At 73.5% G+C, this 12,721-nt stretch carries 10 protein-coding genes; 5 read left to right on the top strand and 5 right to left on the bottom strand.

The features are described from left to right. Window positions 1-26: 26 nt before the first annotated feature. Together ACIBEC_RS11800 and ACIBEC_RS11805 are read right to left on the bottom strand one after the other, a co-directional pair. Window positions 27-158 (bottom strand): BBE domain-containing protein, encoded by a 132-nt coding sequence (locus ACIBEC_RS11800; RefSeq protein WP_396287899.1) that lies wholly within the window; start codon window positions 156-158, stop codon window positions 27-29. Then, on the bottom strand, window positions 107-1,528 hold the full coding sequence (locus tag ACIBEC_RS11805; RefSeq protein ID WP_360490829.1) for an FAD-dependent oxidoreductase: 1,422 nt from the start codon (window positions 1,526-1,528) through the stop codon (window positions 107-109). The genes ACIBEC_RS11800 and ACIBEC_RS11805 overlap by 52 nt, the downstream gene beginning before the upstream one ends. A gap of 740 nt (window positions 1,529-2,268) precedes the next feature. On the opposite strand from ACIBEC_RS11805, the gene ACIBEC_RS11810 reads away from it, so the two are divergent. After that, entirely contained in the window at window positions 2,269-4,911 is a 2,643-nt protein-coding gene (locus ACIBEC_RS11810; RefSeq protein WP_360490826.1) for a SpoIIE family protein phosphatase, read from the top strand. A gap of 43 nt (window positions 4,912-4,954) precedes the next feature. Here ACIBEC_RS11810 and ACIBEC_RS11815 read toward each other — a convergent pair whose 3' ends face one another. Then, window positions 4,955-6,352: an FAD-dependent oxidoreductase gene (locus ACIBEC_RS11815; protein WP_360490823.1), complete on the bottom strand. Its 1,398-nt coding sequence runs from the start codon at window positions 6,350-6,352 to the stop codon at window positions 4,955-4,957. Between the two features lie 127 nt (window positions 6,353-6,479). Continuing rightward, window positions 6,480-7,352: a PaaX family transcriptional regulator C-terminal domain-containing protein gene (locus tag ACIBEC_RS11820; protein ID WP_360490820.1), complete on the bottom strand. Its 873-nt coding sequence runs from the start codon at window positions 7,350-7,352 to the stop codon at window positions 6,480-6,482. Between the two features lie 224 nt (window positions 7,353-7,576). Between ACIBEC_RS11820 and ACIBEC_RS11825 the strand changes: the two genes are divergently transcribed. From ACIBEC_RS11825 to ACIBEC_RS11840, 4 genes are read left to right on the top strand one after another with little or no spacing between them, the layout of a single operon-like run. Then, entirely contained in the window at window positions 7,577-8,497 is a 921-nt protein-coding gene (locus tag ACIBEC_RS11825; RefSeq protein ID WP_360490817.1) for an SDR family NAD(P)-dependent oxidoreductase, read from the top strand. 44 nt (window positions 8,498-8,541) lie between these two features. Then, the gene (locus ACIBEC_RS11830; protein ID WP_360491549.1) at window positions 8,542-9,423 is read left to right on the top strand and encodes an amidohydrolase family protein; all 882 of its coding nucleotides are present in this window, start codon (window positions 8,542-8,544) and stop codon (window positions 9,421-9,423) included. Between the two features lie 8 nt (window positions 9,424-9,431). Next, complete coding sequence (locus tag ACIBEC_RS11835) at window positions 9,432-10,940, top strand: long-chain fatty acid--CoA ligase (protein WP_360490814.1); 1,509 nt, start codon at window positions 9,432-9,434, stop codon at window positions 10,938-10,940. 43 nt (window positions 10,941-10,983) lie between these two features. Continuing rightward, a complete protein-coding gene (locus ACIBEC_RS11840; RefSeq protein ID WP_360490812.1) occupies window positions 10,984-11,442 on the top strand; it encodes a MaoC family dehydratase in 459 nt (152 codons plus the stop codon). Window positions 11,443-11,512: 70 nt separating this feature from the next. Here the strand turns inward: ACIBEC_RS11840 and ACIBEC_RS11845 are convergent, their stop codons facing one another. Next, the gene (locus ACIBEC_RS11845) at window positions 11,513-12,688 is read right to left on the bottom strand and encodes a 4-hydroxybenzoate 3-monooxygenase (RefSeq protein WP_360490809.1); all 1,176 of its coding nucleotides are present in this window, start codon (window positions 12,686-12,688) and stop codon (window positions 11,513-11,515) included. Window positions 12,689-12,721 lie beyond the last annotated feature (33 nt).

Genomic DNA, 12,721 nt, shown 5'->3' on the forward strand with positions numbered 1-12,721 from the left:
GCGGACCGGCTGTCACGGACTGGCTGTCACGGACTGGCTGTCACGGACTGGGGAAAGGCGAAGACGCCGTCCGGGTCGTAGTGGTGGGCCACGTCCTTCAGCCGGGTCAGGTTCCTGCCGTAGTAGGCGCTGCCCCAGTCCGGCAGCGTGTTGTCGATGTAGTTGACGTACGCACCGTGCGCGCCGAGCCCGGCCAGTCCGTCGCGGATCGCGTCCACGGTGGCGCGGACCCGGTCCTCGTGAGCGGCGTGGCACTGGCGTAGACCTGGGCGCTGGCGAGCGAGTCGCGGTGGGGGAAGGCGGTGGCTCCGGGGGCGAGTTCGCCGACGGCGCCGCCGAGGGAGTCGAGCAGCAGGTCGACGCCGGGGCGGCCGGCCATCAGCGCCGTGACCTTCGCCGGATCCAGCGGTGCCGGGCCCAGCATCCGGGAGACCGCGACGAAGCCGGCCCGGGGCAGGACGCCGCCCTCCCAGGTGGGGTGGCACTGGGCGATGGTGTCGTTCGAGCAGCCCGCCATGAACTTCATCGCGCCCAGGTAGTCCTTGGGGGAGACGGTGCGCGAGCTCGGGGTGGTGCCGGCCGCCTTCACCAGGCGGTCGAGCAGGACGTCGGCGCCGTCGGGACCGCCCACGTAGCAGCCGACGATCCGGCAGGTGGGCGGGGAGCCGCCGGAGATCTGGCAGCTGGCCCAGAGTTCGAACGGGGCCCCGGCCACCCACTGCTGCCAGGCCCCGAGCACCTGGGTCACCGAGCCGGCCGGGAAGCCGAGCACGAAGACGGTCAGGCCGGGCGCGGGGGCGGTGGCGAAGCTGAACCGGGTGACCACTCCGAAGTTGCCGCCACCGCCGCCGCGCAGCGCCCAGTACAGGTCGGGCTCCTGGGTAGGCGAGGCGGTGAGCAGGCGCGAGTCGGCGGTCACCATGTCGGCGGCGGCCAGCCGGTCGCAGGTGAGCCCGTACCTGCGGGTCAGCACGCCGATGCCGCCGCCGAGGGTCAGGCCGCTGACCCCGACGGTCGGGCAGCTGCCGCCCGGGAGCAGCCGGCCCGCCTGGGCGAGCGCCGCGTACACCTCGATGAGGCGGGCGCCGGCGCCGACCTCGGCGGTGCCGTCGGGGTGCACCCGGATGTCGGCCACTCCGCGGAGGTCGATCACCAGGCCCTGGGCGGGGATGCTGTAGCCGAGGTACCCGTGGCCGCCGCTGCGGGCCGCGATCGGGATCCCGTGCCCGCGCGCCACGTCCAGGCAGGCCCGCACGTCGTCGGCCGACACGCACTGCGCCACGGCGGCCGGGAGCTGACCGTCGTTCAGCTTGTTGTAGCCGAGCCGGGCGGTCCCGTACCCGGGGTCGGCCGGGAGCACCAGCCGACTGCCCAGGCGGTCCCGCAGCGCCCGCCAGTGCGGGGGTGCGTCCGCCCAGACCCGGGACCGGGCCGGGAAGGCGGCCGGCGCGCGGGCGGGAGTGGCGCCGGCCGTCACCATGGCGGCGGCGCCGAGGGTGGTGAGGAAGCGTCGTCGGTCGATGGTCATGGCGCGCCCTTCTCCGGGGTGGCCGGCGCACGGGGGTGCCGTCCTGCCGATCGTCACGCAGGCGCTACGAGCGGACCCGCCGGACTGCGCCTTCCGACGCACCGGCAAGCGGGAGGCGCCGGCACCCCCTCGCCGATCGTCAGCTGTCGGGCCGTGGGTGGCATCGGGGGCATCGAAGGCGCATGGTTCCGGCCGTGCTGAGGTGATCGGCCGCCCGAGGTAGCGCTGGGTAGAGATGGCATGTACGCTGCGTGTCGCTGGTTGAACAGCATGCGGGCCCAGCCGCTGCTCCGTGGGGGGAGTCGCGCCCAGGCCCGGTGGCCGGCTGGGGCCCGGTTGAACTCGTGGGGGAGTTTCAGCCGGGCCCGTCGCCAGATGTCGGTGATATGCCCGCCGGGCTTCCGCTCCAGACCTGACAACCGTCCAGCGGGCGACCGGTTTCGGGCGCGTCCGTCCAACGGCGGGGTGGCTACGGGGCCGGTGATGCCGACGTAGCAGTGGTGTCATCGGGCGCCCCGGCTCGGTCGTGTCGGCGGACGCGACGGGACGTACGGTGCCGGCCGGGCCGCGATCGGGGGTGCCGTGGTGTCCTGGTCCAGCGTTCCGCGCGGGACTATGGGCGTATGGCCAGAACCACGGGCCGCCCTCTCCGGCCGCCCCCACGCCGATCCGAAAGCCGTCGTGGGCGGCGAGACTCACGCCCGCTGCCGTGGGGATCGTCGCCGCAGCGCCTGCGGTCGATGATGAGCATCCGGAGTGTCGCCGGGCAGATGTTCGTCCTGCAGGTGCTGATCGTGCTGTTGCTCGTGGTGGCGGCCGTCGTCGCGCTGCTGATCCAGTCCCGCAGCGACCGGTTCGACGCGGCGCGTGACCGCTCGCTCGCCGCTGCCCAGGCCTTCGCCCACGGCCCCGGCCTGGTGGCGACGATGCAGGGCCCCGATCCCAGCGCGGTGCTCCAGCCGCTGACCGAAGCGGCCCGCAAGGAGGCCCACGTCGACTTCATCGTGGTGACCGACCGGAACGGCATCCGCTACACCCACCCCGAGCCGGAGCAGATCGGCAAGAAGTTCGTCGGCACGATCGGGCCGTCGCTGCAGGGCCGGGTCACCGTCGAGCAGGTGCACGGCCCGCTCGGCCTGGAGTACCAGGTGGTGGTCCCGGTGGAGGACGATCACGGTGCGGTCGTGGGCATCGTGTCCTCCGGGATGAAGGTCGCCAACGTGAGCAGTGCGTTCGACCGCCAGCTCCCGGTCGTCCTGGGTGCCGGCGCCGTCGCGCTCGGCCTGGCCACGGCCGGAACGGCGCTGGTGGGCCGGCGGCTCCTGCGCCAGACCCACGGTCTGGGGCCGGAGGAGATGACCCGGATGTACGAGCACCACGACGCGGTCCTGCACGCGGTGCGCGAGGGCGTGGCCATCGTCAGCGGCGACGGCCGGGTCCTGCTCGCCAACGACGAGGCCGGCCGACTGCTGGACCTGCCCCCCGATGCCGAGGGACGTGCCGTCACGGACCTCGGTCTCGACCCGCGGACGACCGGACTGCTGCTCTCCGACAGTGCGGTCACCGACGAGGTGCTCCTCGTGGGCGACCGGCTGCTGGCCGTCAACAACCGCCCCATCGCCGCCGGCGGCGGCCCGCCCGGCCCGCCCGGCAGCGTGACCACCCTGCGTGACTCCACCGAACTGCGCGCCCTCGCCGGGAAGGCCGAGGTCGCCCGCGCCCGGCTCAGGTTGCTGTACGACGCGAGCATGGCCATCGGTACCACCCTGGACGTCCGGCGCACCGCGGAGGAGCTCGCCGGGCTGGCCGCTCGGGAATTCTGCGACTACGTCACCGTCGACCTCGCCGAGGAGGTCCTGCGCGGCGAGGAACCGCGGACCCTGGCGGTCGGCTCGACGGTGGAGCTGCGGCGGGTGGCGGTCACGGGCCTCCGGGACGATTCGCCGCTGTACCCCCAGGGGACGCTGGTCCGGTGGGCGGGCAGTACCCCGCAGGCGGCGGGATTCGTCAGCGGGCGATCCGCGCTGGTCCCCGAGCTGGCGACCGATGCCGGGTGGCGCCGGCAGGATGCCGAGCGCACGCAGGCGGTGCTCGAGTTCGGTCTGGCGTCGCTGATCGCCGTTCCGCTGACGGCGCGGGGTGTGCTCACCGGCATCGCCTGCTTCTGGCGTGGCCGGGGCAGGGGCCCGTTCGAGGAGGAGGACCTGTCCCTGGCCGAGGAGCTGGCCGCCCGGGCCGCCGTGTCCGTCGACAACGCCCGCCGCTTCACGCGCGAGCACACGATGGCCGTCACCCTGCAGCACAGCCTGCTGCCGCGCGCGTTGCCCGAGCAGAGCGCCCTCGACGTCGCCCACCGCTACCTGCCCGCCCAGGCGGGGGTCGGCGGCGACTGGTTCGACGTCATCCCGCTGCCGGGTGCCCGGGTCGCGCTCGTCGTCGGCGACGTGGTCGGCCACGGCATGCACGCCGCCGCGACCATGGGCCGCCTGCGCACCGCCGTCCAGACCTTCTCCACCCTCGACCTGCCGCCGGACGAGCTGCTCGGACACCTGGACGAACTGGTCGCCCACATCGACCAGGAGGCGGCGGCAGCCGGGGGTGAGCTCGCGATCACCGGCGCCACCTGCCTCTACGCGATCTACGACCCCAGCACCGCCGGCTGCGCGCTGGCCCGGGCGGGACATCCCCCGCCCGCCGTCGTCCGACCGGACGGCACGGTGGAGCTGCTCGACCTGCCCGCCGGTCCGCCGCTCGGGGTGGGAGGGATGCCCTTCGAAGCCGCGGAGGTGAGTCTGCCGCAGGGCAGCAGCCTGATCCTCTACACGGACGGCCTGGTCGAGGACCGCACCCGCGACATCGGTGTCGGCCTGGAGGTCCTCACGGCCGTCCTGGCCCACCCGGGCCGGTCGCCCGAGGAGGTCTGCGAGGCCGTGCTCGAGGCCCTGCTGCCCGTGCGCCAGACCGACGACATCGCCCTCCTCGTCGCCCGCACCCGGGTGCTGGACCCCGACCGGACCACCGAGTGGGAGGTGGCCTCGGCTCCGGAGGCGGTGGCCGAGGCCCGGGCCGAGGCCACCCGACGGCTCGTCGCGTGGGGCCTGGACGAGGCCGTGTTCGTCACCGAACTGGTGCTCAGCGAACTGGTGACCAATGCCATCCGCTACGGGACCGGACCGATCAGGGTGCGGCTGCTGTGCGACCGCACGCTGATCTGCGAGGTCTCCGACACCAGCAGCACCGCCCCGCACCTGCGCTACGCGGTCGAGGAGGACGAGGGCGGCCGCGGCCTGTTCCTCGTCGCCCGGCTCACCGAACGCTGGGGCGTCCGGTACACCCCGGAGGGAAAGATCATCTGGGCCGAGCAGTTCCTGCCGCGGACCTGAGGGACGGGCCGGCACGGCTGGTGGACGATGTCGGGAGGGGCGTTCAGGAGTCGAAGCCGAGGCCGACGCGGTCGAGGGTGCGCAGCCAGAGGTTGCGGTGGCCGGCGTTGGCGTCGGCGCGGGTGAGGGCCCGCTGGGTGATGCCGATGCCGATCGAGCGGGCGGGCTCGGGTGGGAAGGGCAGCGGCTTGCGGCGGACCAGCTGCAGCGCGGTGCGTTCGGTGCGGGCGCCGTCCAGGAGGTCGAGTATCACCTCGGCGCCGAAGCGGGTGGCGCCGACGCCCAGGCCGGTGTAGCCGGCGGCGTAGGCGACCCGGCCGTCGTGGGAGAGGTCGAAGAAGGCGCTGAACCGGGTGCAGGTGTCGATCGCGCCGCCCCAGGCGTGGCTGAACCGGACGCCTTCCAGCTGCGGGAAGGTCCGGAAGAAGTGCCGGGCGAGGGTGGCGAAGGTCTCCGGGCGCTGGTCGCGTTCGGCGCGCACCCGGCTGCGGTACTGGTGGACGACGTCGTAGCCGCCGAACAGGATGCGGTTGTCGGCGGAGAGCCGGACGTAGTGGAAGTGGTTGGCGCTGTCGGAGAAGCCCTGGCGGCCCTGCCAGCCGACCGAGGCGAGCTGCTCTTCGGTCAGCGGCTCGGTCATCAGCGCGTAGTCGTAGACCGGCACGGTGTACGGGCGGTGGCGGCGCAGCAGGGAGGGGAAGGCGTTGGTGGCGAGCGCGACGCGGCGGGCGCCGACGCGGCCGTACGGGGTGCGGACGGTGATTCCGCGCGGGGAGCCGGTGAGGCCGGTCGCCCGGGTGTGCTCGTGGATGCGCACGCCCTGGTCGAGGCAGGCCTGCCGGAGCCCCCAGGCGAGGCGGGCGGGGTTGAGCATGGCGACGCCGTCGCGGTCGCGGAGGCCGCCGAGGAAGGTGGGGGAGTCGATCTCGGCGCGGACGGCCTCGCGGTCGAGGACGTCGAGCCGGCTGCCGTAGCGGGCGGCGAGGTCGGCGAACTCCCGCAGGCCGTCGACCTGGTAGCGCTCGGTGGCGACGGTGAGGGAGCCGGTGCGCTCCCAGTGGCAGTCGATGCCGTAGCGCTTGACGGTGTCCTCCATGGCCTGGAGGTTCGCGGCGCCGAGCCGTTCGAGCGTGTGGAGTTCGTCGGGCCAGCGCTGGTGCCCGTTGGCGAGGCCGTGGGTCAGGCTGGCCTCGCAGAAGCCGCCGTTGCGGCCGGAGGCGGCCCAGCCGGTCTCCTGCGCCTCGATGAGGACGACGTCGAGCGAGGGGTCGCGCTCCTTGGCGATGAGCGCGGTCCACAGGCCGCTGTAGCCGCCGCCGACCACGAGCAGGTCGCACCGTGCGTCCCCGACCAGGGCGGACGCGGCCGACGGCCGGTCGGGGTCGTCGAGCCAGAACGGTACGGGCTGGGCGTCCTGGAGGGCGCGGACGGGGTCGGCCATGGCGGGCGGCTCCTTCGGTGCATGGAGGGTCGGGCCTCCGGATGCCGCCATCAGACCGCCGCGTCGCGCATAACGTCAATGGTGTTGACATAAGGCTGTTGACATAAGGCTGGAGCGGGCGTGAGCCTCAGGCGGGCGTGATCTCGATCCGGTCCAGGATCTCGGCGGCGATCGCCTCGGCGCCCGGCTGGTAGCGGTGCGCCAGGGTGTGGAACAGCTGCTCGGCCGCCTCGGCGGGCCAGTCGGCGGGCAGGTGCTCGGCCGGCAGGTGCGGATCGCCCCGGACCACGTCCAGCCAGTCGGTGTGCAGCAGCAGCTGGCGGGCCAGGCGGTCCTCGGGCAGGTGGGCCTCGGCGGGGTTGCCGGGCTGGGGATCGCCGGGCCCGGAGTCGCCGGCCTCGGGGTCGTGCCAGCGGTCGAGGAAGGCGCGGTAGCGGGCCGCGATGGCCGGGACGTCGAAGGCGGCGAGCAGGTCGGCGGCGTCGGTGGGGGCGGCGGCCCGGCCGTGGAAGACCCGCAGGTGGCCCTCCAGTCCGAGCCCGTCGACCAGGGCGGCCACGTCGACCTCGCCGGGTGCCGTCCAGAGCCCGCTCTGCAGCGGTGCGAACCCGCCCCAGACCAGCCGGGAGCGCAGGTCGTGGCGCTCGCGGCGCCAGGCGTCGGGGAGCGAGAAGCCGACGACCGTCCAGCTGCCGTCCCAGGCCCGGTTGACGGCGCCGGTGCGCCAGATCCGGTCCTGGCCGTCGGTGAGCACGGCCCTGGCGCGCCCGGTCAGGGCGAAGTACATTTTCCGCCCCCGGCGGTGACGCTCCAGCAGGCCCCGGCCCACCATGCGGGTGAGGGTCGAGCGGACGGCCTCCTCGCTGATGTGGACCCGGGCGAAGGCGTCGATCACGCTCCCGGAGGACAGGGCGATGTCCCGGCCGAGCACGTGGATGCCGAAGAAGCTCAGCATCAGGGACTGCGGTCGCGGCGCAGCGGTGTCCTGGTCGGCGGGCACGGTCTTCCTCCTGGAGTCCGGACGGGGATGGGGCGGGCATCGGGTGGGTGTCGGGCAGGGGCAGGGCAGGGTCGGGTGGGTCGGGGCAACAGCGTAGTCAGCGGCAATGTTCGGCAGTCTGTTGACCGTCGACAGAATTATGCCTACTTTCTTCAGCAGCCGCCGGTGGCGATGCCTGGTCGCGAACACGCGCCTCCGCCCCGGCCGGGCGAAAGGACCTCCCCATGGATCGCAGGGACCGCATCGACCTCTCCGGCAAGGTGGCCGTCGTCACCGGCAGCGGACGCGGGCTCGGCCTCGCCTACGCCAGGGCGCTGGCCGCCGCCGGAGCGGCCGTGGTCGTCAACGACGTCGACCCGCAGGCCGCCGCTGACGCTGTCGAGCTGATCGCCGACGCCGGCGGCCGGGCCGCCTCGCTGGCCGTGCCGGTCGGCACCGCCGAAGCCGCCGAGGCACTGGTCGCGTGCGCGGTCGAGCACTTCGGGCGACTGGACGCGATGGTCACCAACGCCGGCGTGCTGCGGGACAAGGTGCTCTGGAAGATGACCGACGAGGACTTCGACACCGTCGTCCGGGTGCACCTGCGCGGCACCTTCACCTGCGTGCGCGCCGCCGTCGAGCGGATGCGCGAGCAGGGCGAGGGCGGCCGGATCATCGTCGCCGGCTCCCCGGCCGGGCAGCGCGGCAACTTCGGCCAGACCAACTACGCCGCCGCCAAGGCCGGGATCGCCGCCATGGTGCGCACCTGGGCGATGGAACTGGCCCGGGCCGGCATCACCGCCAACGCTGTCATCCCGGTCGCCGCGACCGCCATGACCAAGACCATCCCCGTCTTCGCCCCGCACGTCGAGGCGCTGGAGCAGCACGGCACGCCCTTCCCGGACAGCCTGCGCAAGGGCGAGGGCTTCGGCACCCCCGAGGACGTCGCCGGTCTGGTCGCCTTCCTCGCCTCCGAGGCCTCCGCCGGGATCACCGGCCAGTGCGTCGGCGTCGGCGGCGACAAGCTGGCCCTGTGGTCGCACCCGGAGGAGGTCGCGGTGGCCTACGCCGACGGCGGCTGGAGCGCGGAGGCGATCGCCGCCGCCTGGCCGGTCTCGGTCGGCCGGGTGCAGCAGACCTACGGCATCCCGGCCCCGCAGCTGTGACGGGCACCGCAGCCGTGACGGGAGCCGAGCCGAACGGCGCCGCGATGAACCTCGACGACCTCGTGGCGATCGACGTCCACACCCACGCCGAGGTCTCCGCGAAGGGCGCGGCCTCCCTGTCGGCCGAACTGGACGGCGCCGCGGGGGCCTACTTCAAGGCCGAGCACCGCCACCCCACCCTGCCGGAGATCGCCGCCCACTACCGCGAGCGGAGGATGGCCTGCGTCGTCTTCACCGTCGACGCCGAGTCCGCCACCGGCACCCCGCCGGTGCCGAACGAGGAGATCGCCGAGGCCGCGCTGGAGCACCCCGACGTGATCATCCCCTTCGCCGGGGTCGACCCGTACAAGGGGAAGGCCGCGGTGCGCCAGATCCGCCGCCTGGTCCGGGAGTTCGGGGTCAGGGGCTTCAAGTTCCACCCGAACATCCAGGCCTTCCACCCCAACGACCGGCTCGCCTACCCGCTGTACGAGGCGATCGAGGAGGCCGGCGCGATCGCCGTCTTCCACACCGGTCAGACCGGGATCGGCGCGGGCGCGCCCGGGGGCGGCGGCATCCGGCTGAAGTACTCCAACCCGATGGACGTGGACGACGTCGCCGCCGACTTCCCCGGGATGCCGATCATCCTCGCCCACCCGTCCTTCCCCTGGCAGGACGAGGCGTTGGCGGTGGCCACCCACAAGCCGCAGGTGTACATCGACCTGTCCGGCTGGTCGCCGAAGTACTTCCCGCCGCAGCTCGTCCGGTACGCCAACAGCCTGCTCAAGGACAAGGTGCTGTTCGGCTCCGACTACCCGCTGATCTCCCCGGACCGCTGGCTCGCCGACTTCGCCGAGCTGCCGATCAAGGACGAGGTCCGCCCGAAGATCCTCAAGGAGAACGCGGCGCGGCTGCTCGGCCTGTCGGCCGGCCCCGACGGGAAGTGAGGGAGCCCATGCGCGCACCCGCGGGGAACCAGGGCATCGGCTCCTGGCCCGGTCGCCGCGCCCGCCGCTCACCCCGGCGCACCGCGCTGGTCCACGAGGGGGAGGCCGTCGACTACGCCCGGCTGCACGAGCGGTGCACCCGCCTGGCGCACGCGCTGCGCCAGGCGGGCGTCCGGCGCGGCGACCGGGTGGCCTTCCTCGGCCCGAACCACCCGGCGTACCTGGAGACCCTGTTCGCCGCCGGCCTGCTGGGCGCCGTCTTCGTGCCGCTCAACACCCGCCTCGCGGCGCCCGAACTCCGGTACCAGCTGGCCGACTCGGGCAGCGTCATTCTCCTGACCATACGTCAGGACAGCGGGGTCGTGCGCCCGTTGGCCGACGGGGCCGAGATCTGGCAGGCGGAGGGTGAGGCGTACGAGCAGCTGCTCGCCGCCGCGCCCCGGGAGCCGATCGACGAGGAGGTCGGCCCGGACGACCCCTGCCTGATCATGTACACCTCGGGCACCACCGGCCGGGCCAAGGGAGCCGTCCTCACCCACGGCAACATCCTCTGGAACAGCCTCAACGTGCTGGTCGACACCGACCTCGCGAGCGACGAGGTGGCCCTGGTCAGCGCGCCGCTGTTCCACACCGGTGCGCTCAACATGAGCTGCCTGCCGGTGCTGCTCAAGGGTGGCACGGTCGTCCTGGAGTCGACCTTCGACGCCGCCCGCACCCTGGAACTGGTCGAACGCCACCGCATCACCTGCATGTTCGGCGTACCGACCATGTACGACGCGGTGGCCGCCGCCCCCGGCTGGGCGCGGGCCGACCTGTCCAGCCTGCGGAACCTGCTGTGCGGCGGCGCACCCGTGCCGGCCCGCACCGCGCGCGCCTACCTCGACCGCGGGCTCGCCTTCGTCCAGGGCTACGGCATGACGGAGGCCTCGCCCGGCGCGCTGATCCTGCACCGCGCCGACGCGCAGGCCCACGCCGGTACGGCCGGGGTGCCGCACTTCTTCACCGAGGTCCGCGTGGTGGACCCGCTCGGCGAGGAGACCGAGCCGGGCACGGAGGGCGAGGTGCTGGTCGCCGGGCCCAACGTGACCCCCGGGTACTGGAACCTGCCCGACGCCACGGCGGAGGCCTTCCACGAGGGCGGCTGGTTCCGCTCCGGTGATGTCGCGGTGGCCGACGCCGAGGGCTACGTCCGCCTGGTCGACCGGGTCAAGGACATGATCATCTCGGGCGGGGAGAACATCTACCCCGCCGAGGTGGAGGACGCCCTGCTGGAACACCCGGCCGTCGCCGAGTGCGCCGTCATCGGGGTCGCCCACCCGGTCTGGGGCGAGGTCGGACGGGCCGTGGTGGTCCTGCGCGAGGACGCCGCCGTCGAACCCGCCGACCTGCTCGCCCACCTGGACGGGCGGCTGGCCCGCTACAAGATCCCGAAGTCTGTCGTCCTCGCGCCCGAACTGCCGCGCAACGCCACCGGAAAGCTGCTCAAGGGCCCGATCCGGGCGCAGTTCTCCGACTGACCGACCCCTTGCACCGTCCGCACGACCGACGAGGAGCACCCGTATGTCCACCACCGCCCACGGCATCGAGGAGATCAGGGCCCAGGCCGGCACCGACCTCGGCCACACCGCCTGGCGCGAGATCGCGCAGCCGCGCGTCGACCTGTTCGCCGACGCCACCGACGACCACCAGTGGATCCACACCGATGTCGAACGGGCCAGGACCGGCCCGTTCGGCGGCACCATCGCGCACGGCTACCTCACCCTCTCGCTGCTCATCCCGCTCTGGAGCGAGCTGCTGGTGGTCGAGGGCGTCTCGATGGCCGTCAACTACGGCCTCAACAAGGTCCGTTTCCCCGCGCCGGTGCCGGTCGGCGCGAAGATCCGCGCGCACGGCGCCGTCGTCTCGGTGGAGGACGTCAAGGGCGGCGGCGTGGAGGTCGTGGTCGACCTCACCGTGGAGATCGACGGTTCCGCCAAGCCCGCGTGCGTCGCCCAGGCGGTCTACCGCTTCTACGCCTGAGCCTCGTTCCGGAGAACCCCGAAGGGGGCGGCTGCTGTCCACAGCAGCCGCCCCCTTCGGGGTACTCGCGTCAGACCAGCGGCAGCCCGACGTAGTTCTCCGCCAGCGAGGCGGAGCCGGCCGGGGAGGAGGCCAGGTAGCGCAGGTGGGAGAGCCGGAGCCGGCGGTCGAACTCGCTCTCGCCGGGGGCCGGGTGGAGCAGGGTGGTCATGGTGTACGAGAAGTGCTCGGCGCGCCAGACCCGGCGCAGCGCCGTCTCCGAGTAGGCGTCGAGCAGCGACTCGTCCCGGTCCAGGGACCAGCGGCCGATCGCCCGGGCGAGCAGGGTGACGTCCGCGACGGCCAGGTTGAGGCCCTTGGCGCCGGTGGGCGGGACGATGTGGGCGGCGTCGCCGGTCAGGAACAGCCGGCCGTGGCGCAGGGGTTCGGCGACGAAGCTGCGCATCGGGGTGACGGACTTCTCGGTGATCGGGCCGCGGGCGAGCCGCCAGTCGCCGTCGACCGCGAAGCGGGTGTCCAGCTCGTCCCAGATCCGCGCGTCCGGCCAGTTCTCCACCGTGTCGTCCGGGTCGACCTGCAGGTAGAGCCGGCTGACCTGCGGGGAGCGCATGCTGTGCAGGGCGAAGCCGCGCTCGTGGTGCGCGTAGATCAACTCCTCGCAGGAGGGCGGGACGTCGGCCAGGATGCCGAGCCAGGAGAACGGGTACGTCCGCTCGCTGACCGTCAGCAGGCCCTCGGGCATCGCGCGGCGGCCGATGCCGTGGAAGCCGTCGCAGGCGACCACGAGCTCGCAGTCCAGGGTGTGTTCGGCGCCGTCGTGCCGGTAGCGGATGCCGGGCGCAGCGGTGTCGACGCCGTCGACGGAGAGGGCCTCGGCCTCGAACAGCACGGTGCCGCCGGCCGCCTCGCGCAGCGCGATGAGGTCCTTGACCACCTCCGTCTGGGCGTAGACCATCACGGACCGGCCGTCCGCGAGCGAGGGGAAGTCGATCCGGTGGGAGCGACGGTCGAAGCGCAGCTCGATGCCGTGGTGCGGCAGGCCCTGGCGGTCCATCCGTTCGCCGGCGCCGGAGGAGCGCAGGACGTCGACGGTGGCCTGTTCGAGTATGCCGGCGCGCTGACGGCGCTCGACGTAGGCGCGGTCGCGCAGTTCCAGGACGACGTTGTCGATGCCCTGGGTGTGCAGCAGGTGGGAGAGCAGGAGGCCGGCCGGGCCGGCGCCGATGATGCCGACGCTGGTGCGCATGCGGGTGTGCCTTCCGGTGGTGTCGGTCAGGGG

Origin of the sequence: Kitasatospora sp. NPDC051164, assembly GCF_044455625.1 — a bacterium.
In the GTDB taxonomy this organism is placed as follows: Bacteria; Actinomycetota; Actinomycetes; order Streptomycetales; family Streptomycetaceae; genus Kitasatospora.

What these genes read in the sequence shown, in the direction of transcription:
- ACIBEC_RS11810 (WP_360490826.1), top strand. Translation starts at nt 2,269, where the DNA reads ATGATGAGCATCCGGAGTGTCGCCGGGCAGATGTTCGTCCTGCAGGTG.
- ACIBEC_RS11825 (WP_360490817.1), top strand. Translation starts at nt 7,577, where the DNA reads ATGGATCGCAGGGACCGCATCGACCTCTCCGGCAAGGTGGCCGTCGTC.
- ACIBEC_RS11845 (WP_360490809.1), bottom strand. Translation starts at nt 12,688, where the DNA reads ATGCGCACCAGCGTCGGCATCATCGGCGCCGGCCCGGCCGGCCTCCTG.
- ACIBEC_RS11815 (WP_360490823.1), bottom strand. Translation starts at nt 6,352, where the DNA reads ATGGCCGACCCCGTCCGCGCCCTCCAGGACGCCCAGCCCGTACCGTTC.
- ACIBEC_RS11805 (WP_360490829.1), bottom strand. Translation starts at nt 1,528, where the DNA reads ATGACCATCGACCGACGACGCTTCCTCACCACCCTCGGCGCCGCCGCC.
- ACIBEC_RS11830 (WP_360491549.1), top strand. Translation starts at nt 8,542, where the DNA reads ATGAACCTCGACGACCTCGTGGCGATCGACGTCCACACCCACGCCGAG.
- ACIBEC_RS11835 (WP_360490814.1), top strand. Translation starts at nt 9,432, where the DNA reads ATGCGCGCACCCGCGGGGAACCAGGGCATCGGCTCCTGGCCCGGTCGC.
- ACIBEC_RS11840 (WP_360490812.1), top strand. Translation starts at nt 10,984, where the DNA reads ATGTCCACCACCGCCCACGGCATCGAGGAGATCAGGGCCCAGGCCGGC.